Below are 22449 nucleotides of genomic sequence, written 5' to 3'. Positions count from 1 at the left end.
AAAAGCCGGGGAGCGGCACAGCACCGCTCCCCAGCAGGTCACAGCTCCACCAGCGCGGAAAGCTGTTTCAGCAAATCAGACAGAGGGCCCCACAAAGCGGAGTAGTCCCGCTGGAGGGCCGATATTTCCTCGGGGTAGATGCCCCCGTAGGTGTTGGCATGGATGGCCACTTGATTGAGATTGTTTGAGCATCGCCGCTGGAGGGACACCAGCTCTCGGACGGGGGCAAGGTCAATCTGGAGCACATAGCCGCAGAGGGCCATCCGGCGCATATAGGCCCCCATGTTGCGGATGCCCGCCTGGGCCATGCGTTCCCGGATAAGCGCCTGCTCATCCTCGGACACCATCACATGGAGATGGATGGGGCGGCGGCGCTTTTTTCCGGCCATGCCTACCTGTCGCCCCGGTCGGGCGCGTTCCGTTTGGGCGCGGCGGGGGCCTGCCGTTCCCCGGCCAGTTTCCCAGCCTCCCGCAGTTGTGCGGCAATCGGGGGTTTTTCCTGCCGGGCCCGTTTACGGCCAGCGGCCTCCTGCTGGAGCTCCACCCCACGGGCACACTCGGCCAGCCGCTCCGGGGAAACAAATTCTTTCACTACATAGCACCCAAAATCCGGGTAAAACCATGTCAGCCGCTTTCCATCAGGGACGCGGCCCTCGTCCTCCCATTTCCCCACCACCTGGGCCTGGGTATCCATCAGCCGCCGCATATCCGGGTTATCACGGGATGGCTTGAGTTCGTAATTATAGAGCTCCTTTTCCGTGAGCGGCTGGGCATAGGCCAGCTCGCCCCATGCAAGCCGGGTATCATGCTCCACCCAAATCCGGCCCTCGTAGTTTTCGATCCGGATGGGCGGGTTTTCCTTGCCATTGGGGAACGTGCCGATGTCAACGGGCCGCTGGGTAGAATAATACTTGTATTCCTGCGCTTTTTCCAAAGTTACCTCCTCTCAGATGTTAGCTTTTGGGCGGGGAAACGGGGGCCGGACATAGAAACATACCGGGCCCCATGAACCGCGCCCGGAAAGCCTTGATACAAGCGGGTTTTCAAGCGGCAAACCTTGTCCTCCCCCATGATGTAGATAGGGAGATGGGAAAGGTTGAAGTTATCCAGCGTCACATAGCAGATGTAATAATCGTAATACACCCGGTAGCTGTCGGTGTGGGTATTGCCGTCCTCGTCCGTCCATGTATCCGTTTCGATGTAGTACCGCCGCTCCTTTACCACGTTCTCTGTCAGCGTGTACTGGCGGTCAAAGAGCATCTGCAGCGTAGGCCGGACATCCGCCAGCGTCCACTCGCCCTCATGCCATGCGCTCAATAAGGAAATCAGCACATAGGGGTCGTGCTCAATAGCGTCCAAATCAAAATGGTACTCGTCATAGTCGTGTGTGCTTTCGTAGGTATCCAGATAATGCTGGAGCTCCGCCTCCAGCGAACAATAAGCGGCCTCGGCCCCCAGCATATCCCCGTCCTGGGCGGGGTAGGTGGTGGCCCCAACCGCGCCTGCGGCGGCGTTCCCCAAAGTGATAAGGGAGGACGCGCAGGACTGGAGGGATAAAACGAGCACCACGCAGGCCAGCGCGATAAGCGCCCCCACGGGATGCCGTTTCACGAAAGCCACGGCCCGCTCCGCCAGCTTTTCCGTGGCGGCGGCGGTTTTCCCGGCGGCCTTGGCCCCTTGTTTCGCGGTCTGTTTCGCGGTCTGTTTCGCCGCCTGCCGCGCTTGTTTGGCGTACTGCTTTTTCAGCTTTTGCTTGTGCCAGTAGCGGGTGACGGCGTTCTTTGCAAGCTCCGGGTTCTCCTGGGCGGCCATGCGGAACTGGTAGTCCGCCCGGGCCTTGATGTACTGCGTCTCGGCCTTATGGACGGCCCGGGCCGGGTGCTCCCGGATGCGCTTTTTTGCGTACCGCGTCCCCTGCCGGAGAGCGGCCTCGCCCAAAAGCTCGGAGCGGTGGGTCCCCTCGGTTCCCACGTTTTCATGCTCCACCTCGTAGATTTTGCCATGCACAAAGCCGTGGGCGCTCCACCCGGCGGCCCCAAAAGCCCGGCGCACCGGGCCCCTGGGCTTCGGCGGCTTTTTGCCCTCCAGCTTTTTCCGGGCCCGGTTCAACTTGTCCTCCCGCGTCTCCATGCGGAGCTTGGACTTGCTGATTTTTTCCTGTTCGCTTTCCATGCGGAATTTCGATTTTTTGGTTTTGGGCCCTTTCGGGGACTTTGGGACATTTTGGAGCTGTTGACAAAGTGCCCCCAAATCGCTCGAAATATGGTATAATTAGAGCAGGGGGGGCGAGGAAATGCAGTTAAAATATCACATGGTAACGATAGAGGATTTGGTACCGGAAAATCATTTTCTGCGGAAATTGGAAGCGGCGCTGGATTTATCGTTTGTGTATGAGGAGACGGCGCACTTGTACAGCCGGAGGTATGGCCGTGCGCCCATAGACCCGGTAGTAATGGTAAAATACCTGTTGCTGGTTTTTTTGTACGGCATCCCCTCGGAGCGGCAGATCGAGGTGCGGTGTGCGGACAGCAACGCGTTTCGTTGGTATCTTGGAATAGATTTGGATGAACGAGTGCCAGACCACAGTACGATCAGCCAGCTGCGGCGGCGGAAGCCTGCGTTTCGGAAGGTGTTCCGGCGGCTGTTTGAGGAAGTGGTGCGCCAGTGCGTGGAAAAAGGTCTGGTGAGCGGACGGCTGGCGGTGACGGATTCCACCCACGTCAAGGCCAACGCGTCCAGGGCCTCGAAGCAGGAGGTAGATGCGCTGGAAGAGGTGGGGAACTATTGGGAGCGGCTGGACGCCTATGAGGAGGAGGGACTGGAGGAGCTGAAACGGCAGACAGGGCAGCGCCGGGCGAAGCGTACAAAGCAGGTGAAAAAGGACAAGCGCCGTTCCCACAAGAAGGTGAGTAGTACCGACCCGGAGTCGGGCTACATGAAGCGGCCCGGCAAGCCCAGCGGTTTTTATTATCTGTCTCACCAGACAACCGACCCGGACCACGGTATCATCACCGCTGTAACCGTGACGCCGGGGGATGTCCATGACTCACGGCCCTATTTGGAGCAGTTGGAGTACGTCCATAAAAGTGTTGTGCCGCTGCAAGCCGCCGCGGCGGACTCCGCCTATGACTTCCCCCTGGCACACCGAGCGCTGGAAGAACTGGGCATCGACTTCTTTGTCGTGCCACAGCCCGCCCATGACCGCACGAAAGCTGAACTGAAGCGGGATGCATTCACCTATAACGAACAGCGGGACGTATACTTGTGCCCTAACGGGAAAGAACTGCGGCGCAAGCGGCTGTATCGAAGTGGCAGCGGGCTGTTCTGGGAATACTGGGCGGAAAAGAAAGACTGCGGCAGTTGTCCTTTGCGGCAGAAATGTTTGAATGAGACGGACAAGGCCGGCACCAGAAAGCTCCAGGACAGTTATTTCAAGACTGTTGTTCAAGAACATTTCTCCAGGCGATGGGAGCCGGATTACCGGGAGGCGCTGAAGCAGCGGCAGATCTGGTGTGAGGGTACTTTTGCCGCACAGAAATGGGGACACAACCTGACGCGTCTCCTGCGGCGAGGTTTAGAGGCAGCGGAGGACCACTGTCTCCTTTCCGCCGCGGCCTTGAACCTCAAAAGAATGATTAAACACTCAGTGTGATGCCGAAAGGCATCTTTTTTCTTGCCTGAAATCTCCCTTGTCCCTTTATTTCAGGCACTTTGTCAACAGCTCCATTTTGTCCCGAAGTGCCTTTGTCCCCGGCGTTATTCGTTCCTCTGGTCATTGGCTATGTCCTCCGGGCGGGTGGTGAGCAGGTTGTAAATCTCACCCTTGGGGAAACGGTCAACAAAGGGGATGGTCACATTCCCATAGAACAGCAGGCCCTCGCCGGAATTGCTGTGGGTGATATAGGAAAGCTGGTGCTCGGAAATGCCGAGCTGTTTTGCGATGATGGCCCGGTCGCTCTGGGCCTGGGAGAGCAGAACAAGAAAATCGGTGTTATCCAGTATGTTCTCGATTTCCCGGCTGGCCAAAAGGTCTTTCACGTTCTGCGTGAGGGCCGAGGGCACACAGCCCTTTTTGCGGAGCATCTTCCACACCGCCACAAAGTAGCTGGCGGTCAGCGGGTCGCGGAGCAGGATGTGGAACTCGTCAAAGTAGCACCACGTCGCCGCGCCGCTTTTATAGTTGGTATTCACCGCCGAGGTGACAAACTCGTTGGTGACGTGCATCGCAATCTTGCGGAGGTTCTCCCCCAGCCCTTTCAGCACGATGCACACCACCCGGGAGCTCAAGTCCACATTGGTCGGGTGGTTGAACAGATTGAGGGAGCCCGTACAGTAGAGCTCCAGCGCAGTCGCCACACGTTTCGCCTCCGGCTCCGGCTGTTTGAGTAATTCCTCGTACAAGCTCTGGAGCAAAGGCATCTTTGCGCCCTCCAGCCCCAGCGCAAGCTCCCGGTACACCAGCCGCACACAGCGGTCAATCACGGTCTTTTCAATAGGTTGCAGGCCGTCCTTGCCGCCTACCACCAGCTCACAGAGGGAAAGCAGAAAATCCGCTTTCATGGAAAGGGGGCTGTCCTCGTCATTCAAACCGATTTCAATATCCATCGGGTTGATGTGGTGGGGGCTGTCCGGGGCAATCTCAATGACCTGCCCGCCCAGCCGCCGTACCAGCGGGGAATATTCCCCCATCGGGTCAACGATAACGATGCGGTCACTTGTGGCAAGAAAGACGTTTATCAATTCCCGTTTGGCGGCAAAGCTCTTGCCGGAGCCCGTGGAGCCAAGATACATCCCATTGGCGGATTTCAGCTTTTTCCGGTCAGCCATGATGACATTGTGGGAAAGCGCGTTCATGCCGTAGTAGAGGGCCTGCCCGCCCATGCGGAGCTCCCGCGTCATAAAGGGAATGAAAATCGCGGTGGAGCTGGTGGTCATGCCCCGCTGTATCTGCACCTCGTTATAGCCGAGGGCCAGCGAGGACATAAAGCCCTGCTCCTGCTGCCAGTCCAGCCGCTTTAAGGCGCAGTTGTATTTCTGCGCGATGCCGGAGACGGTGAACACGTCATTTTCCAGCCGCTGGCGGGTGGGGGCGAGGTTGATGACGGTGAACGTCAAAAGGAACATCCGCTCATTCCGGGACTGCAAATCCCCCAGCAGCTCCGCCGCGTCCTTGCTGAACGTGATAAGGTCGGGGGGAAGTATATCCATGTCGTACCCGGCGCGGACGGCCTTTTTCTGCTCCTCCACTTTCATCTTGTCGATGTCCGAGATTTTCCCCTTGATGGTCTTTATCGCCTTTAACTGGTCAACGGTCTGGATGTGCATGGTGACGGTGAGCTCCGCGTCCAGCTCCAGAATTTCCCGCAAAAGGCGGTCAGAGAGCTCGGACGCCAAAATCTGAAGATAGGACGCCGCGCCCCAAAAGCCGCCCACACGGAAGAACCGGGAGCCCCTAAAGTCAAAGCCGCCGCTGGGGGTGATGAAGTCCTTTGTCCCCATGCCCGTTTTGGAAATATCGCCCCATGAAAAGCGGAACGGCTCCCGCCGTCCGGGGTGCATCTGCCCATGCAGGAGGGCCAGCCGCTCCCGCCCGTCCAGCGGGGACGAGGGAACGCCCAGCCGGTGGAGGTTCCCCATCACGTCCGCCTCCACCCGGTCAAGCCGGGGCCGGGCGGCGGCAATCCCCTCGGCGGGCACGCCAAAGGTGATATATTTGGAGCGTTCAATCCCGTTGTTGCTCCGGGCAATCTGCCGTTTGAGCATCCCCACGAACTCGCCCCGGATGCTGTCAAAATCGTCCGCCTGGGCGGGGATGTTCACATGGTAGCGGCTGGTGGAGTGGGAGCGGCGGTTGATAAAGGAGAGCTGGACGGGGAGCGCGCTGTCGAAGTAGTTGAGGAACGAGCTCCACCCGCTGAATATCGCGGACTGATCCTCGGTGGATGCCACGGAATAATTGATGTCCTCATATTCCACGGTCTTTGTGTAGAGCCCGCCGGGGAGCTGGCACACGCCGTCCGGGTGCATCGCCACATAGGGGATGGACTGCTGGGAAGATAAGGCCGCCTTATTCTTTCTTTTGCTTTTTCGGTTTTCCATTCACTGCCTCCTTTCCCGCCTGCCCGGTAAAGGGCGCGTAGATATTCCCGGTCTTGTAGGGCCTCACGCCGGGCCGCAGGTACTTGGCCCGGATGATGTTCTTTACCACCTTTTCCAGCGGCAGGCCGTCTTTCTCGTACATCGCCAGAAGAAACGCCGGGAGCATGATGCCCAGCATCAGGAACAACGCCGCCGTGTTCCCAAACGAGCTCCGGGCCAGCAGGTAGGAGGGGACTCCCACAAGGGCCGCGCCGCCGAAACACACAAGCTGGCGTTTTGTCAGATTGAAAGCGATTTTCGTCTTGATTTTGGATAAGTCGTTAGGTACATTCACATAGGGCATTTCAAGCCTCCTTTCTTTGGGACAAAATGGAGCTGTTGACAAAGTGCCTGAAATAAAGGGACAAGGGAGATTTCAGGCAAGAAAAAAGATGCCTTTCGGCATCACACTGAGTGTTTAATCATTCTTTTGAGGTTCAAGGCCGCGGCGGAAAGGAGACAGTGGTCCTCCGCTGCCTCTAAACCTCGCCGCAGGAGACGCGTCAGGTTGTGTCCCCATTTCTGTGCGGCAAAAGTACCCTCACACCAGATCTGCCGCTGCTTCAGCGCCTCCCGGTAATCCGGCTCCCATCGCCTGGAGAAATGTTCTTGAACAACAGTCTTGAAATAACTGTCCTGGAGCTTTCTGGCGCCGGCCTTGTCCGTCTCATTCAAACATTTCTGCCGCAAAGGACAACTGCCGCAGTCTTTCTTTTCCGCCCAGTATTCCCAGAACAGCCCGCTGCCACTTCGATACAGCCGCTTGCGCCGCAGTTCTTTCCCGTTAGGGCACAAGTATACGTCCCGCTGTTCGTTATAGGTGAATGCATCCCGCTTCAGTTCAGCTTTCGTGCGGTCATGGGCGGGCTGTGGCACGACAAAGAAGTCGATGCCCAGTTCTTCCAGCGCTCGGTGTGCCAGGGGGAAGTCATAGGCGGAGTCCGCCGCGGCGGCTTGCAGCGGCACAACACTTTTATGGACGTACTCCAACTGCTCCAAATAGGGCCGTGAGTCATGGACACCCCCCGGCGTCACGGTTACAGCGGTGATGATACCGTGGTCCGGGTCGGTTGTCTGGTGAGACAGATAATAAAAACCGCTGGGCTTGCCGGGCCGCTTCATGTAGCCCGACTCCGGGTCGGTACTACTCACCTTCTTGTGGGAACGGCGCTTGTCCTTTTTCACCTGCTTTGTACGCTTCGCCCGGCGCTGCCCTGTCTGCCGTTTCAGCTCCTCCAGTCCCTCCTCCTCATAGGCGTCCAGCCGCTCCCAATAGTTCCCCACCTCTTCCAGCGCATCTACCTCCTGCTTCGAGGCCCTGGACGCGTTGGCCTTGACGTGGGTGGAATCCGTCACCGCCAGCCGTCCGCTCACCAGACCTTTTTCCACGCACTGGCGCACCACTTCCTCAAACAGCCGCCGGAACACCTTCCGAAACGCAGGCTTCCGCCGCCGCAGCTGGCTGATCGTACTGTGGTCTGGCACTCGTTCATCCAAATCTATTCCAAGATACCAACGAAACGCGTTGCTGTCCGCACACCGCACCTCGATCTGCCGCTCCGAGGGGATGCCGTACAAAAAAACCAGCAACAGGTATTTTACCATTACTACCGGGTCTATGGGCGCACGGCCATACCTCCGGCTGTACAAGTGCGCCGTCTCCTCATACACAAACGATAAATCCAGCGCCGCTTCCAATTTCCGCAGAAAATGATTTTCCGGTACCAAATCCTCTATCGTTACCATGTGATATTTTAACTGCATTTCCTCGCCCCCCCTGCTCTAATTATACCATATTTCGAGCGATTTGGGGGCACTTTGTCAACAGCTCCATTTTGTCTCGAGGTTGGGACGGGGGCCTGTCCGGGGCCGCCTTGTCAGCCTTGGGTGGGCGGCTCTTGCGGGCCCCCGTCCCTCCCGGTTCGCCGGGCCCCGCTTTTTCTTCCTTGGGCTTGCGGCCCCGCCTGCCCTTGGGTTTATCCGGCTCGGGCTTTTTTTCTTTGGCGGCCTTGTCCTTTTTGGCGGGCCCCTTTTCCCCGGCGGCCTTATCTTCCGGGGCCGGGGTGGGCGGCTGTTCCGGTTCGGGCGGCTCGTTCTTTTCCACCTCCGCACGTCCCGCCGCCCGCTGTTCTGCCATGAGCTTTTCAATCTGGTCAGCGGATACACTCACCTCGCCGGGAGCACCAGCCGGGGCATCCTGGGCGGGCGCATCCACGGCGGCCTGCTCGGGAATGTTCTCCGGGGCCGGGGGCTCCGGCGCGGATGTTTCCGGGGCAGGAGCATCCGCCGGGCCAGTATCGAACAAGCTGGGCTGGGGATTTTCCTCCGGGCTCACGTTTAATTTTTCGTCTGCCATTCGTTACCTCCTTTTTTAATTTCGTGAATGTTGCACAAATCTTGCACTAAAACTTTGTTACTATTTTTTCGCCTCCCTCCCGGCTATCCACGCAAAAAAGCCGCCCGTTTTTTCATGCCGGACGGCTTTCTGCGTAATGTGATAGCTCAAATAATATTTTTTTGTGGTTGCTGGCTCCGAAAAGCCTTGATATTACAGTGTTCCTATTAAAACTCATTCATATTTAAGCGAGGCCCCCCTGGCTGGTAAGGCGGAGTTTATCGACTCGCCCAACGCCAATGCTGTGGGCTATGAGATGCTGGGTGAGAAGCAGCTGGCAAGATTGCGGGGGTAACGTATGCGGAAGAATGGGAAGTACAGGTTCTCCCTACAGTTTCCGGCAGAGACGGAGGAGCAGATACAAGCCGGGGAACTGCTGGAAAGGCTGGGAAATAAGAAAAGCGCCGTCGTGGTGGCGGCGCTGGGGGAGTATTTGGCTGCTCACCCGGCCTTGCTCAGCCCGGAGTGCAGGGTCGAAATCAAGGCGGTGCAGAGCCTTTCGTCAGAATCATTAAGGGAAATGGTACGTAATTTGTTGGAAGAACAGCTTGCGGCAACCTCAAAAACAGAAGCAGGTACTGGAAACAATGTGGATTTTAATGGCAAGATAACAGAAATGCTGGATAATTTAGATATGTTTCAGTAAAACACACGATTTCTTTATCGCTTAATCTAAAGAGATTATAAGTGCTCCTTTACAACACTTTCTTTTTGAAAATGGAAGCAGTAAAATTATTGTGCAGTAAGAAATAGGTTTTCTGTATATCTGCTGATACTTTTATTTCGGACTGCTCGCATGAAGGCCGTTCTACAGAAATGTAGCCCGGCCTTTTTGTCTTTTTATATCATTTTGTCCAGGCATACCATTCAGGTGTGTCTGGTTTTTTCGTTCCGCGCTTTGCCCTGATGGTGTGCTCTGGGAGAAAGGAGCGCACCATGCGCGGGAAAAATCAGGAACGAGATGAACTTAGGGCGAGGTTTACGAAATGGATGGAGGTGACTGTTTACAGAGCAAGACAAAACTACATAAAGGCACAGAGTCGTAGAATGGACACGATTTCCCTGGAGGAAGCTCCTATGGAGCAGTTATGTTTCCAGGATATGCCGGTGGCTGAGCGTTTCTGTTTTGAGGAGGAGAATCTCTCAAAGGCGTTTGCTCAGCTGCCCGCTGCAAAAAAGAAGATAATGGCAATGCTGTTTTTTCTGGATATGTCGCCAGAGGAAGTAGCAAAGGAGTTGGGCTGCACGGTACAGTACGTCTATAAGCAGAAGTCACTGGCAATAAAAAGGCTCCGCGATGCGCTGGAAAGCGGTGGCGAGTTATGAGTGCCAAGGAATTTCGCACGACACTTATGGCGGCAGTGAATGGCAGTAATGAAGCACTTGCCGATATAATTGAGTTATATATGCCGCTGATAAATAGCAGAAGCTATATTGATGGAGAGTTGGACGAAGACCTGCGCCAGTATATCCTGCTGCACATTTTCAAAAATATTTCAAAATTTTCTCTCTGAAAGGGAAGATTTCCGAAATCTCAGTTGTTTTTATAGAGTGAAAGGCATTTCCCCATGCCCCGAACCTTGACAACCGCATAATCTGACCCGGTACATATCCCTGTGGGCGAGCGGCTATCCACCAGCCCGGCAAGCTGGCCATGAGTACATATGAGGCGGCGGCACCGCCCCAACGCGACGATACCCGCATGGAATATGGGAGAACCGACCACTCCATAGTCCGTTAGCCACGGACGCTGGGGAAGATATTTTTATTTTTTCGTTGCAAAACAAAACCTCCGCAGGTGGAATCCAATCAGAAAGCGATTACATCACGGACAAGCAGACCATAATGAACTATGAGGTGATACCATGAACATGACAGTTATACGCTATATCAACAACGAGCCATACAGGGGAGAAAAGCTGCCCGCCATTGAGGTGGAAAACCTCGGCGTAGTCATGGTGCTGAAAGATTTGCAGCACCGGCTTCTTGATACGCCAAAGTCAGAACCCAGTGACCGGGCGGATGGGAAATTCTCCCATTGATTTTCTACCCGGCAATATGGTATACTGAAAGTGCCTTGCAGAGGGCATTTCCGGAAAGGAGAAAACGTGGCAAGCAAGCCAAACCAAGAGTTAGAAACCCGCTTTCGCGTGCTGTATATCCGTGTTTCCACGGAGGCGCAGGCGGAGGAGGGCTATTCCATCGGGGCCCAGCAGGAACGGCTGGAAGCCTACTGCCGGGCTATGGGATGGAAAAACTATCAACTTTATATCGACCCCGGATTTTCCGGGAGCAACCTGAACCGCCCAAAAATGCAGCAGTTGATCGCGGACGTACAGGCGGGAAAGGTGTGTGCGGTGGTGGTCTACAAGCTGGACCGCCTCTCCCGCAGCCAGAAGGACACTCTGTACCTGATTGAGGACATCTTTATCCCCAACGATGTGGCTTTCGTATCTCTCAACGAGAACATCGACACCGGCACGCCCTATGGCCGGGCCATGATAGGGATTCTGTCAGCGTTCGCCCAGCTTGAACGCGAGAACATTTACCAGCGCACCCGCATGGGTATGCTGGAGAGGGTCAAGCAGGGCTACTGGATGGGCGGCGGTGGAGTACCCTACGGGTATGACTACGACCGAAACCAGGGTATCTTGGTGCCGAACCCCCAGCAGGCCGAACAGGTGCGGAAGATGTACGACCTCTATTTGAAGGGCTACTCCGCCCAAAAAATCGCCAATATGCTGGGGCTGCACTATGACAAGATCGTCACCCAGATATTGACCCGAAAGAGCAACACCGGCGTGATATGCTATAAGGGCGAGGAGTACCCCGGGCTGCACGAGCCAATTATCTCGGAGGAGATATACAACCTGACCCAAATCAAAATGCGGGAACGCTCCGAGAAGAGCCGGGTGCCTACCAAAGGCACCCACCTGCTGGCTGGGCTTGTGTATTGCGGCGAGTGCGGCGCACGTATGAGGTATGTGAAGTGGGGCAAGAACGGCTACAAGCTGTACTGCTACTCCAAAGACAACTCCAAGCCCCACATGAAACGGGCCGATTCCTGCGATTCAGAGCCCTGCTGGGCCGACCAGATTGAGGACCTGGTGATACAGGACTTGTTCAACATCTCGGCCAATCTGGAACGGTCTACAAAGGATGACACTGCCCCACCGGTCAACCCCCTCCAGGAGTTGGAGAGCCAGATCGCCCAAACCGAGGCCAAAGTCAAGCGCCTGTATAACCTCTACGCCATAGACGGCAACGATATGCTGCTGGACACCATAGAGGAGAACAAGCGCCAGCTGGCCCTGCTCCGGGAACAGCTTATCATGGAGGAGGAGACCCGCACCCGGGCCAAGCACATCGACCTGGTTCGGGAGCGGGTAGTCAGCATCCGGTCGGCCTGGGGTATGCTCAGTATGCAGGAGCGCCAGACCGTGCTGCGGGACTGCATTGACCGCATTATCATTCACAAGAACAAGGTGGAGATATTCTACACCTTCTTAAAGGACAAAGGAAAGGCGGGGACAGCCAAATATGTTGCGTAATAGCTGTTCTTTGCCTCAAAATATAGTTTTTCCCCAGGGTACTCTCATGCCCATGATAATCGGCGAGGTACGTCGCTTCCTCCGTGACAACAACTCCGTGAGGGTCAGCCGCTCCATGCGGGACACGGCCTATAAGGCCATCCAGTGCAAGGAGCGCCTTACCGCAAAGAACGGCAGGGAGCCCACTGTGGAGGAGATGGCGACTGAGCTTGGGATAAAGCGGGAGGACGTGGTGGTGGCCCTGGAGGCCATTGTGGAGCCGGTGTCCCTATACGAGCCCACCTTCTCCGACGGCGGGGACCCGGTGTATATCATGGACCAGGTGGGCGGCAGCGACGACCAGGACTGGTTGGAGGAGATAGCCATAAAACAGGCCATCCACAACCTATCTGAGCGGGAAAAGCGCATACTCTCCATGCGCTTTCTGGACGGCAGGACCCAGATGGAGGTGGCGGGCCTTGTGGGCATCTCCCAGGCCCAGGTGTCAAGGCTTGAGAAGGGGGCCCTTGGGAAGATAAAGGCGGAGATAAGGGCTTAACTTTAGGACAATATATGCCGATATACTTCATATAAGCGTATTGGAGGTATCGGCATGAACATAAAAATAGAGGGCGGCAGGCCGGTCTTTTACGGCGAGCCGGTCAGGGTAACCCACACAGACGTTACCGGAGGGGAGAACATGACGGTGAACGGCCAGACCGTGAAGCGGGTGACCGGGAACAGGACTGAGTACACCCTAAATGCCGACGAGATGAACGCCATCGGCTGGACAATAGACGGCTCTGTGCACCAGCCCCACTGGAAACAGCTGGAGAACGTAAAGGACACCTTCTTCCGGGGTGCGGGCTGCGGCGCGAAGATATCAGAGGATATCCAGAGCATGAAAAGCTCCATGGAGAGCCTTGCCGACGGTTTCTTCGATGGGGAAGTGACCGAGAGCGAGCTTGCGGACAAATTCCAGGCCCTGGCTGAAAAGTTCATCGGTATCTGTAAGGAAAAGCAGTACCCCTTCCCGATGCTCACCGGCATGGACGAGGCGGCTATGTCCTTCGCCTATGACTGCTTTCGGGGAGCCATACTGAAGTCCGCCGTGCAGCATAACAACGCCGAGGGCAGTGAGCTTGCCTCCAAGCATAACCGTGACTGGCACTATTATAACTCTGACTACTACTATAAGAGCGAGAGCGCCATCGGGGCAATATCCGAAAGGGTAATGGGTATGGCCCAAGAGCGGGATTATAAAGAGTTCCAGATACCCGACTATATAGCTATCGGCAAGAACAGCCTTTATAATTTCAACTCCGCTGTCTCCGGCGAGAGCGACTATATCCCCGGCGGTCTGCTGGCCATAGAGGAGAAGTGGATACTGGACTTTGACGCGGCGCCGCCAGAGGACTTTAAGTGGTTCTTTGAGGAGGAGGGCAGCAAGGAGGACGTGCTCATAAGCGGGGGCGGGGAGGATATCCCCCGGCCAAAGTCCAGGGTTTGGGCCATGTACAGGGATATGCTCGTCTCAAAGAGCTTTGACTTCAGCCTGGGCCGGGACCTGCCCTCGGAGGTGAAGAATCTGGGGGATTTGTTGCAGTTCGGGGCCGGGGTAAAGAGTGAAATCGTTGCGGTCAATAAGTATCTGCGGAACTTCCAGGTGGCCCCCAGCGGGTACTTTGCCGATAAGGCGTGGAGCGAGAGCCAGAAAAGGGCTGAGGGCGGATGGGATGCGAGAGCGTAATAATAACATATAGAGACTGGAGAGACACATATGAACATAACCCCTATCGCAAACAATATAAAGAACTATGGCCCCGGCTCAAAGGTAACCATCTCTGAAGAGGCCCTGGAGAAGCTGGAGACCAGTATCAGAGAGGGCCGCTTCGACTCCTTCCAGCCGGGAGAGGATTATGGGATAAGGCAGCTTGAGGAGCTGGACGAGGACATTATCGGGAGGGTGCTTGGAAAGCCGCAGCTCTCCACCACCTTCACCAACAGCCAGGTCTCTGAAAAGGCCAGGGAGCTGTCTATGCTTATGGACGAGCGGGACGACGCCCTTCGGTCCCAGCTGAAAGAGTTCAGCCTGACTATCAGCCGGGACCAGCTTGCGGAGCACTTCGGGGAGGTGGGCCGGAAAATAGACGAGGCCTTTTCGGAGGGCTCCATCACCCGGCAGGAGTATGAGGATTTGAACGCTGGGCTTAAAAAGTATACAGAGACCGTCACCGCCCGGGAGGAGCGCAGGGCCGCCGTCCAGGAGGTCCTCAGGGGGAACGCCAAGGCCATGGACGCCATGATGAGAAGGGGCGCTTCTCAAAAAGAGATAGAGGAGTTCGCCAAGTGGAACCGTGAGACCCTTTCGGACAGGATAGACGAGCTTGTGAAAAAGAGCAAGGAGTATGACCGGGAACTTATGGCGGCGCTTATAGAGCGTGTGCGCGGGGGAGAGGACATATTAAAGCCGGAGGAGAAGGGGGAGCCCGGATAATGAAGCGGATAACCGTTCTTGGGGCCGGGACCTGGGGCACGGCCCTAGCGAGGATGCTCTCCAATACCGGCAGTGTAGTCACCGTCTGGTCCGCCCTTGACAGCGAGGTGAGTACGCTCTCAGAGACACGGGCGCACCCGAACCTTCCCGGGGTGGAGCTGCCACGGGAGCTTATCTTTACCGGCAGCATGGAGGAGGCCTGCCGGGAGATGGACCTGCTGCTGTTCGCGGTGCCCTCGCCCTATGTGCGCGAGACCACCAGGAGGGCCGCGCCCTATATAGGCCCGGGCCAGCTTATAGCCGACGCGGCCAAGGGCATAGAGGCCGGCACACTTCTGACCATGACCGGGGTCATAGCTGACGAGCTCAAAAAAGCCGGGGCGGGGCCCGCAAGGTTAGTGGCCCTCTCCGGCCCCACCCACGCCGAGGAGGTGGCAAGGGATATGCCCACCACCATCGTTTCCGCAAGCCCGGATCCGGAGGCGGCAAGGCAGGTCCAGGACCTGTGCATGAATACCTGCATGAGGGTGTATACAAACCCCGATATCCGGGGGGTGGAGCTCTGCGGGGCGGTGAAGAACGTGATAGCCCTGGCCTCGGGCATCTCTCTGGGGTTAGGCTATGGCGACAACACCAAGGCGGCCATTATCACCCGGGGCCTTGCGGAGCTGACACGGCTGGGCTGCGCCATGGGCTGCGACCGGCAGACCTTTACGGGCCTTGGGGGCATTGGGGACCTGATAGTTACCGCTACCAGCATCCACAGCCGCAACAACCGCTGCGGGCAGCTTATAGGCGGAGGCCTTACGCCTGAGGAGGCTGTGGAGCGCACCGGCATGGTGGTGGAGGGCCTCCACGCCCTGCCTGCGGTGCTGGAGCTCTCCAGGCGGTACAAGGTGGAGATGCCCATTGTAGAGGCCGTGGAGTCCATTATCCACGGCGGGGTGCCCCCCGCTATGGCCGTGCGGGAGCTGATGTCCAGGGACCGCAAGGGCGAGGAGGTATATTAGTCGTTTAGGTGTTTTTGACGCAAAACCTGTTGACAAATCCTCCTGAATTGGGTACTATAATATATATAATATAATACCCAAGAGGAGGTCGTTTCCAATGAAAGTAAATATCGGCACCTATTCCTTCGGCGGCATCGCCAGCTACTTAGGCCTTGGGCCCACCCTGCTGGAGAAATTTCAGACCATCAAGGCCCTGGGCTTCGACGGCGTGGAGCTGCTGCCTGTGGACCTGGACAATCCCGTTGAGGACATTAAGAAGTGGGCCCAGGAGACCGGGCTGGAGATAGTATCTGTTCACGCGGAGCCCACCGAGGAAATCGTCAAGAAGATGGCTGCTCTTGGCGGCAAGGCCGTTATCTGGGCCAGCACCGACTTCTGCAACAAGGAGGAGGCCATCGAGGTGGCCCACAAGCTGGACAAGATGGCCGAGATGGCGGAGCCCTACGGCATAAAGATCGGCTATCACAACCACAGCAAGGAGTTCTATGTGGACCAGGGTCTGCCCCTTATCGAGCATATGGCAAATAACTCCAGCAAGTTCTTCTTCCAGCTGGACTGCGGCTGGTGCATGAACGCAGGCACATATCCCCCCACCTTTATCCGCAGGTATAGGGACAGGATAGTGGCCATCCACGTCAAGGAGAACTGCCGGGTCCAGGGCCCAGGGCCCCAGCCCAAGTCAGCCCACGCCGAGGGTCCCCACGAGAGCCCCTTCGCCCATGTTAAGGAAATGTCCCTGGAGGAACGCCAGGCAATGTTGGATCAGTTCAACGCCCGGAACCAGAGCCCCGAGGGGCAGAAGCGCTTTAACGTCCAGTGCAAAATGGGCGCGCCCGAGTCCAATATGGACTGGAGGGCTATTAAGGAGGCCCTGGACGAGCAGAGCTTCGAGGCCTTCTGGGTGGTGGAGCGCGAGGGCTTCTATGACGAGCACGACAAGTGCATTGCGGACGACGCAAAGTTTGTGAAGGAGAATATCCAGTAAGAAAAAAATAAAGGGCCGGCCCTGCTGTCAGGGCCGGCCAAGGTTTTGTTTACAGCAGGACTATTCCGGCCTCTCTGCACTTCTCCCGGGTGTCGCTGTCCCAGAGGGAGGCCTGGACCTCGCCGATGTGGGCCTTGCCAAGAAGCAGCATACAGAGACGGCTCTGACCGATGCCGCCGCCTATGGTAAGGGGCAGTTCTCCTGCCAGGAGCAGCTTGTGGAAGGGCAGCGCCCGCCTGTGCTCACAGCCGGCTTCTTTAAGCTGGCTGTCAAGGCTCTCCGGGTCCACCCTTATGCCCATGCTGCTTATCTCCATGGCGCAGCCTAAGGGCTCGTGCCAGAAGAACAGGTCGCCGTTAAGGGCCCAGTCGTCGTAGTCGGGGGCCCGGCCGTCGTGGAGCTTTCCACTCTTCAGTTTACCGCCGATGCCCTCTATGAACACCGTCTTATGCTCTTTTGTGAATCGGTTCTCGCGCTCCTTGGAGCTAAGCTCGGGCCACATATCCTCCAGCTCCTGGGCGGTTATGAAGGTCACGTCACGGCACAGGTCCACGGGCAGGTCCGAAAACTGCCATTTGAGCTCATCCAAAGTGCCGCAGACGGCGCTGACTATCCTTCCGACCGTCTCCTGCAAAAAGCCTATATTTCTGCTCTCCCGGTCTATGACCTTCTCCCAGTCCCACTGGTCCACATAGACCGAGTGGAGATTGTCCAGCTCCTCGTCCCGGCGTATGGCGTTCATGTCCGTCACAAGGCCGTTGCCCACATAGAAGCCGTAGTCGTGAAGGGCCAGCCGCTTCCACTTTGCCAGGGAGTGCACCACCTGGCCGTCTATCCCCACGGCGGGGATGTCGAAGCCCACCGGGCGCTCCACGCCGTTGAGGTCATCGTTAAGGCCCGTTGAGGGATCCACAAAGAGGGGCGCTGTGACCCGCTTTAAATGCAGGGCCGCGCAGAGCTTCACCTGAAACACGTTCTTTATAAGGCCGATGGCCTTTTGGGTGTCGTAAAGGCTGAGGGTGGAGACATAGCCCTCGGGTATTGTCGTCATGGGAAACACCTCCAATCGGTTAGTTTGCTTTGCCTTACTTTACTGCGACGGCCTCTATCTCAAAGAGTGCGCCCTTGGGAAGGGCCGCCACCTGGACGCAGGAGCGGGCAGGGGCCTCGCCGGTGAAATACTCGGCGTAAATGGCGTTTATAGCCGCGAAGTCGTTGATGTCTGCCAAAAATACGGTGGTCTTGGCCACATCTGAGAGGGCCATGCCGCTGGCTTCAAGCACGGCTTTAAGGTTCTCAAGGGCCTGCCTGGCTTGGGCTTCTACCCCGTCGGGCAGCTCTCCTGTGGCGGGGACGAGCCCCAGCTGGCCGGAGGTGTAGAGAGTATTGCCGCAGAGCTTTGCGTGGCAGTAGGGGCCCACGGCGGCAGGGGCATTTTGAGCTGTTATTGTCTTGTTCATGGAAATATCCTCCTTTGATTTTTTTATACACCATATATATTATACTTTTTGCGGGAAAAAATCAAGCCCTTGACATTCCCGAGGTACTGCGCTAATATGATAGTAAAATTATCGGGAGGTCATAATTGTGAAACTAGGCGCGCAGCTTTTCACCTTACGCGAGTACACCCAGACGGAAAAGGACCTGGACTACTCCCTTATGCGGGTGGCCCAAATGGGCTATACCACCGTGCAGATATCGGCCGTAGGGCCCATCGCCCCGGAGCGGGTCCGGGAGCTCTGCGATAAGCACGGACTCGAGATAGTGCTGACCCATACGGACCCCAACCGTATTCTGAACGACACAGAGAACGTCATAAAAGAGCACGACGTCATGGGCTGTAAGTACATAGGCATCGGCATGATGCCCAAGAAATACTGCTCTCCCGAATGGCTTTGGCACTTCGCCGATGACTATAAAGAGGCCGCAAGGAAAATTGCCGCCGCAGGCAAGCTGCTGATGTACCATAATCACAACGTGGAGTTCCAGAAGTTCGGCGGCAAGCTGGTGATAGACACCCTGCTGGAGAACTTCGCCCCCGGTGAGCTGGGCTTTACCCTGGACACCTACTGGGTGCATATGGGCGGCGCTGACGTGTGCGCCTGGATGGAGAAGCTCTCTGGGCGCATACCTTGCATACACCTTAAGGATATGGCCGTAAGCGGCTGGGAGCCGGTGATGGCCCCGGTGGGGGAGGGTAACCTGGACTTTGATAAAATTATTAAGACGGCAAAGAGGTGCGGGACAGAGCATCTTCTGGTGGAGCAGGACACCTGCGTGGGCAGCCCCTTCGACTGCCTTGAGATAAGCTTTAAGAATTTGCGGGGGAAGTATTGAGCTTTTTATAGAGCCTGACGGCCCAGACCGCCAGCAGCACCGCCCACAAAAGCACCCAGCCCTCGCAGAGAAGCATACTCACCGCGCCACGCTGGTACAGGGCGGCGAAAACGTCCACTAAAGCGTGGGCCAGGATAGCCAGGGGCAGGTACAGGCGGCTCTTGCCCGTGTCCAGCCCATAGGCCACCACCAGGGTCAGGGAGATGTGCGCGGACATGACTAGTACGCGCTCCACAATGTTCAGCAGCCCCATCATGGGGCCGAAGCTGGCCGCGGCCTCCAGGGCGGGGCCGATATTACCGGCGCCTGTGGGGTCCAGCATTTTTCCTGTGGCTTCGGGGCCCTGGAGCATCAACAGCACGGCTGTCACCAGATAGCTCAAAATGCCCATGAGTATGACAAAGACCTCTATGCCGCCGTGGCCTATGCCGTACATGACGTAGTCCTCTCTGCCGCGGTGCTTCTTCATGGTGAAGCGCAAAAAGACATAGCGCCCGCACTCCTCGAAGATACCGGCCATAGACGCGCCGTAGAGCACGTAGAGGGGCGTGCTTGAAAGTATCGTGCGGGAGACGGGGTTGTCCATGACGATGCACACCATATGTACCCCCAGCTCCAACACCCGAGCAAAGAGCAGGAAGCCCGCCGCCCCCAGGAACAGGGGCACGAAGCTGGGCTTTGCGCGCCTTCTCCAGACGAGGGCCGCGATTACGGGCAGCGCCAGCAGGAGCAGGGAGGTTATGGCCAGGACTATTACGGACTGAAATATGTTTGGTACGTTCTGCATATGCTTATTCTCCTTTGGATATTTTACGTTTAAGTTAAACGTTGTGTGTATTGTAGCATATACTCCCTGGAATGTCAAGTTCTTTCAAAGGCCGCCCTGCTTGACAGAAGGGCTTCATTGTGCTAAAATTTCCAGTATAAACTGAAAGATAAAAGGGGTTTGGCAGTATGAAAAATTATAAGCTCACCGTTTTAAAGGGCGACGGCATCGGGCCCGAGATAGTGGACGAGGCCATAAAGGCATTGGATAAGGCCGCGGACAAGTTTGGCTTTTCGGTAGAATATGACTATCAGCTCCTGGGGGGCGCGGCCATAGACGCCACAGGGGTCCCCCTGCCGGAGGAGACCGTCAATTCCTGCAAGGCGGCGGATTCGGTGATACTGGGCGCAGTGGGCGGGCCCAAGTGGGACAAGGAGCCCGGGAACAACAGGCCCGAAGCGGGGCTTCTGGGCATACGCAAGGCCTTGGGGCTCTACGCCAACCTGCGTCCCGCCGTGATATTCGCGCCCCTGCGGGGCGCGTCTCCCCTGAAGCCCGAGATAATCGGGGAGAGCCTTGACATAATGGTGGTCAGAGAGCTCACCGGGGGCATCTACTTCGGGGACAGGGGCACCGAGGAGAGGGACGGCGTGAAGTCCGCCTTTGACACCGAGCGGTACTCCGTGCCGGAGATAGAACGCATTGCCCGGGTGGCCTTTGACATGGCCCAAAAGCGTGATAAACGGCTTACAAGCGTGGACAAGGCCAACGTGCTGGACAGTTCCAGGTTATGGCGGGCCACGGTGGACAGGATAGCAAAGGAGTACCCCGAGGTGCAGGTCAGCCATCTGTACGTGGATAATACCGCCATGCAGCTGGTCCGGGACCCGGGGCAGTTCGACGTGATACTTACCTCCAATATGTTCGGGGATATTCTCTCGGACGAGGCCTCCATGATAAGCGGCTCCATCGGTATGCTGGCCTCGGCTAGTTTAGGCGGCAGCGGCTTCGGACTGTACGAGCCTATCCATGGCTCCGCCCCTGACATCGCCGGACAGGACGCGGCGAACCCGCTGGCAACCATACTGTCAATAGCCATGCTGCTTCGGTACTCTCTGGACGAGCCCGAGGCTGCGAAGGCCATAGAGGACGCTGTGGCAAAGGCGCTCACCAAGGCCCGCACCCGGGATATCTACACCGAGGGCTGCGGCGCGAAGCTGGTGGGGTGCGGGGAGATGGGGGACATAGTGGCCTCCCTTATCTGAACCCTGGTACGGAAAACTTAATAGCTGCCACCGGGCAGCAGGTGCAATAGTAAAGCTTTGGCACCCGGCGCACATCGTTAGGTCTTTGAAGATGTGCGCGGGGTGCCCTGTTTTTTAAATTATAGTACATTTTTCGGGGGTTTTTAGTATGAAAAAAGCTGATTTTCGCACACTTTTGCGCGATTTCTACCACTATTTTACCCGGGGGGAGCGGGCGCTCTGGTGCTGCTCTGTGGCGCTGGTGCTTATCGTGCTCTGGGTGATGGCGAGTATTGGGGAGCCCTCCTACCTCTCGGTGACGGTGTGTTTTGCGGTGTTTCTTGTGAACGACTCCTATACCTATATAAACTGGCGCAGGCTGCAAAAAAGGCAGGGGGAGAAAAGCGGAGCTTGACCGCCCGGCGGAAAGGGGGTATACTGGTACTGCCAGATAAATTTGAAAAGCATAAAAGGGTGACTGAAATGAAAAAGATACTGCTCATCGCCACCGGCGGCACCATCGCCTCCCGCAAAACCGGGACGGGCCTTGCGCCGGGGTTTTCGGCGGAGGAGCTGCTGGCCAGGGTGCCGGAGGTCAGGGGCCTTTGCCGTGTGGAGGCCGTCCAGCCCCTGAACCTGGACAGCACCAACATATCCCCCGGGGACTGGCTCCTGATAGCGGAGGTGATAGAGGAGAATTACGGCCGCTTTGACGGCTTTGTTATATGCCACGGCACGGACACCCTGGCCTATACCGCCGCCGCGCTCTCCTATCTCATACAGAACACCGGCAAGCCCATCGTTCTGACCGGGGCTCAGCGGCCTATCGACCGGGAGGACACCGACGCAAGGCAGAACCTTCTTGACAGCTTCAGCTATGCGTGCAGCGGGGACAGCGGGGTGTGCATAGTATTCGGCGGCCATGTGATAGCGGGGACCAGGGCCAGAAAGACCCGTACCAAGAGCTATAACGCCTTTTCAAGCCTCAACTTCCCGGATATCGCGGAGCTTCGGGACCGGCGGGTGGTGCGCTTCATACCCTATAAGGGGGCGGGGGAGCCGGTTTTCACCCATAAGCTCAATACCCGGGTGGCCCTTCTGAAGCTGATACCCGGCCTGCCGCCGGAGATGTTTACCTCCTTTGGGGGGCTCTGCGACGGGCTGATAATCGAGAGCTACGGCGTGGGCGGCATCCCGGACGCGTACCTTTCGGAGCTTGAAAGCATACTGAACGCGGGCAAGACCGTAGTGCTTGCCACCCAGGTGCCCCAGGAGGGCAGCGACCTGTCGGTGTATCAGGTGGGCCACAGGCTCAAGGAGCGGGAGGGGCTTCTGGAGCCCTACGACATGACCCTGGAGGCGGCGGTGACAAAGCTTATGTGGGCGCTGGCGAGGACCAGGGAGCCGGGGGAGGTCAGGCGGCTTTTCTATACGCCGGTGAATTATGATCTGCTGTTTTGAGGGCTTATCGCGGAATAAACCGGCAGGTACAAGCAAATATTTTGGGGGCCGCTCATACAATTAACATAAAGTATTAAACAGGTTAA

At 57.0% G+C, this 22449-nt stretch carries 23 protein-coding genes and 2 pseudogenes; 15 read left to right on the top strand and 10 right to left on the bottom strand.

The window, feature by feature from the left end; genetic code table 11:
• Positions 1 to 38 precede the first annotated feature (38 nt).
• The 3 genes and pseudogenes from ADH66_RS16685 to ADH66_RS16675 form a co-directional block, all read right to left on the bottom strand.
• Positions 39 to 389: a plasmid mobilization protein gene (locus ADH66_RS16685; protein WP_066538541.1), complete on the bottom strand. Its 351-nt coding sequence runs from the start codon at positions 387 to 389 to the stop codon at positions 39 to 41.
• A gap of 2 nt (positions 390 to 391) precedes the next feature.
• Positions 392 to 934 (bottom strand): defense against restriction DarA-related protein, encoded by a 543-nt coding sequence (locus ADH66_RS16680; RefSeq protein WP_066538544.1) that lies wholly within the window; start codon positions 932 to 934, stop codon positions 392 to 394.
• A 104-nt stretch (positions 935 to 1038) separates the two neighbouring features.
• Positions 1039 to 2250, bottom strand: a pseudogene (locus ADH66_RS16675) (CD1108 family mobile element protein); the annotation flags it as partial.
• Positions 2251 to 2293: 43 nt separating this feature from the next.
• Here ADH66_RS16675 and ADH66_RS16670 point away from each other — a divergent pair.
• Complete coding sequence (locus ADH66_RS16670) at positions 2294 to 3652, top strand: IS1182 family transposase (protein WP_066538547.1); 1359 nt, start codon at positions 2294 to 2296, stop codon at positions 3650 to 3652.
• Between the two features lie 104 nt (positions 3653 to 3756).
• On the opposite strand, the gene ADH66_RS16665 is transcribed toward ADH66_RS16670, so the two are convergent.
• The 4 genes from ADH66_RS16665 to ADH66_RS16650 all read right to left on the bottom strand — a co-directional run bounded on the left by ADH66_RS16665 (position 3757) and on the right by ADH66_RS16650 (position 8494).
• On the bottom strand, positions 3757 to 6099 hold the full coding sequence (locus tag ADH66_RS16665) for a VirB4-like conjugal transfer ATPase, CD1110 family (RefSeq protein ID WP_066538549.1): 2343 nt from the start codon (positions 6097 to 6099) through the stop codon (positions 3757 to 3759).
• Positions 6068 to 6442 (bottom strand): PrgI family protein, encoded by a 375-nt coding sequence (locus ADH66_RS16660; protein ID WP_066535556.1) that lies wholly within the window; start codon positions 6440 to 6442, stop codon positions 6068 to 6070. The genes ADH66_RS16665 and ADH66_RS16660 overlap by 32 nt, the downstream gene beginning before the upstream one ends.
• Positions 6443 to 6543: 101 nt before the next feature.
• The gene (locus ADH66_RS16655; protein WP_066538551.1) at positions 6544 to 7902 is read right to left on the bottom strand and encodes an IS1182 family transposase; all 1359 of its coding nucleotides are present in this window, start codon (positions 7900 to 7902) and stop codon (positions 6544 to 6546) included.
• 22 nt (positions 7903 to 7924) lie between these two features.
• Positions 7925 to 8494, bottom strand: coding sequence for a hypothetical protein (locus ADH66_RS16650; RefSeq protein ID WP_066538553.1), 570 nt, complete (start codon positions 8492 to 8494; stop codon positions 7925 to 7927).
• A gap of 337 nt (positions 8495 to 8831) precedes the next feature.
• Here ADH66_RS16650 and ADH66_RS16645 point away from each other — a divergent pair, with 337 nt between their 5' ends.
• The 10 genes and pseudogenes from ADH66_RS16645 to ADH66_RS16605 all read left to right on the top strand — a co-directional run bounded on the left by ADH66_RS16645 (position 8832) and on the right by ADH66_RS16605 (position 16555).
• Positions 8832 to 9179, top strand: a complete 348-nt coding sequence (locus tag ADH66_RS16645) for a hypothetical protein (protein ID WP_066538555.1) — start codon at positions 8832 to 8834, stop codon at positions 9177 to 9179.
• 290 nt (positions 9180 to 9469) lie between these two features.
• Entirely contained in the window at positions 9470 to 9859 is a 390-nt protein-coding gene (locus ADH66_RS16640) for a sigma-70 family RNA polymerase sigma factor (RefSeq protein WP_157767228.1), read from the top strand.
• A complete protein-coding gene (locus ADH66_RS16635) occupies positions 9856 to 10047 on the top strand; it encodes a helix-turn-helix domain-containing protein (RefSeq protein WP_066538557.1) in 192 nt (63 codons plus the stop codon). Before ADH66_RS16640 ends, ADH66_RS16635 begins: the two co-directional genes overlap by 4 nt.
• 351 nt (positions 10048 to 10398) lie before the next feature.
• Complete coding sequence (locus tag ADH66_RS20220; protein ID WP_157130653.1) at positions 10399 to 10575, top strand: hypothetical protein; 177 nt, start codon at positions 10399 to 10401, stop codon at positions 10573 to 10575.
• A 66-nt stretch (positions 10576 to 10641) separates the two neighbouring features.
• Positions 10642 to 12084, top strand: a complete 1443-nt coding sequence (locus ADH66_RS16630; RefSeq protein WP_066538558.1) for a recombinase family protein — start codon at positions 10642 to 10644, stop codon at positions 12082 to 12084.
• A gap of 46 nt (positions 12085 to 12130) precedes the next feature.
• Positions 12131 to 12622: pseudogene (locus tag ADH66_RS16625) on the top strand (sigma-70 family RNA polymerase sigma factor); the annotation flags it as partial.
• A gap of 54 nt (positions 12623 to 12676) precedes the next feature.
• Complete coding sequence (locus tag ADH66_RS16620) at positions 12677 to 13813, top strand: hypothetical protein (protein WP_066538560.1); 1137 nt, start codon at positions 12677 to 12679, stop codon at positions 13811 to 13813.
• Between the two features lie 30 nt (positions 13814 to 13843).
• Positions 13844 to 14560 carry a hypothetical protein gene (locus ADH66_RS16615; protein ID WP_066538562.1) on the top strand — a complete coding sequence of 239 codons (717 nt, stop codon included), beginning with the start codon at positions 13844 to 13846 and terminating at the stop codon, positions 14558 to 14560.
• The gene (locus tag ADH66_RS16610; RefSeq protein ID WP_066538563.1) at positions 14560 to 15570 is read left to right on the top strand and encodes an NAD(P)H-dependent glycerol-3-phosphate dehydrogenase; all 1011 of its coding nucleotides are present in this window, start codon (positions 14560 to 14562) and stop codon (positions 15568 to 15570) included. The genes ADH66_RS16615 and ADH66_RS16610 overlap by 1 nt, the downstream gene beginning before the upstream one ends.
• A 97-nt stretch (positions 15571 to 15667) precedes the next feature.
• Positions 15668 to 16555 (top strand): sugar phosphate isomerase/epimerase family protein, encoded by an 888-nt coding sequence (locus tag ADH66_RS16605; protein WP_066538564.1) that lies wholly within the window; start codon positions 15668 to 15670, stop codon positions 16553 to 16555.
• Positions 16556 to 16604: 49 nt separating this feature from the next.
• On the opposite strand, the gene asnA is transcribed toward ADH66_RS16605, so the two are convergent.
• Both asnA and ADH66_RS16595 read right to left on the bottom strand, forming a co-directional pair.
• Positions 16605 to 17606 (bottom strand): aspartate--ammonia ligase, encoded by a 1002-nt coding sequence (asnA, locus tag ADH66_RS16600; protein WP_066538565.1) that lies wholly within the window; start codon positions 17604 to 17606, stop codon positions 16605 to 16607.
• A gap of 34 nt (positions 17607 to 17640) precedes the next feature.
• Entirely contained in the window at positions 17641 to 18015 is a 375-nt protein-coding gene (locus ADH66_RS16595; protein WP_066538566.1) for a RidA family protein, read from the bottom strand.
• 127 nt (positions 18016 to 18142) lie between these two features.
• On the opposite strand from ADH66_RS16595, the gene ADH66_RS16590 reads away from it, so the two are divergent.
• Positions 18143 to 18892, top strand: coding sequence for a sugar phosphate isomerase/epimerase family protein (locus tag ADH66_RS16590; protein ID WP_066538568.1), 750 nt, complete (start codon positions 18143 to 18145; stop codon positions 18890 to 18892).
• Here ADH66_RS16590 and ADH66_RS16585 read toward each other — a convergent pair.
• A complete protein-coding gene (locus ADH66_RS16585; RefSeq protein ID WP_066538570.1) occupies positions 18867 to 19679 on the bottom strand; it encodes a YhfC family intramembrane metalloprotease in 813 nt (270 codons plus the stop codon). The two genes, ADH66_RS16590 and ADH66_RS16585, sit on opposite strands and share 26 nt — an antisense overlap.
• 167 nt (positions 19680 to 19846) lie before the next feature.
• Between ADH66_RS16585 and leuB the strand changes: the two genes are divergently transcribed.
• From leuB to ADH66_RS16570, 3 genes are all read left to right on the top strand, one after another.
• A complete protein-coding gene (leuB, locus tag ADH66_RS16580) occupies positions 19847 to 20923 on the top strand; it encodes a 3-isopropylmalate dehydrogenase (protein WP_066538576.1) in 1077 nt (358 codons plus the stop codon).
• Positions 20924 to 21071: 148 nt separating this feature from the next.
• Positions 21072 to 21317: a hypothetical protein gene (locus ADH66_RS16575; RefSeq protein ID WP_066538577.1), complete on the top strand. Its 246-nt coding sequence runs from the start codon at positions 21072 to 21074 to the stop codon at positions 21315 to 21317.
• Between the two features lie 68 nt (positions 21318 to 21385).
• The gene (locus ADH66_RS16570) at positions 21386 to 22363 is read left to right on the top strand and encodes an asparaginase (protein ID WP_066541870.1); all 978 of its coding nucleotides are present in this window, start codon (positions 21386 to 21388) and stop codon (positions 22361 to 22363) included.
• Positions 22364 to 22449: the final 86 nt, after the last annotated feature.

The sequence above is a fragment of the Acutalibacter muris genome (assembly GCF_002201475.1).
GTDB lineage: Bacteria > Bacillota > Clostridia > Oscillospirales > Acutalibacteraceae > Acutalibacter > Acutalibacter muris.
This window is presented reverse-complemented; position numbering and strand designations above follow the sequence as displayed.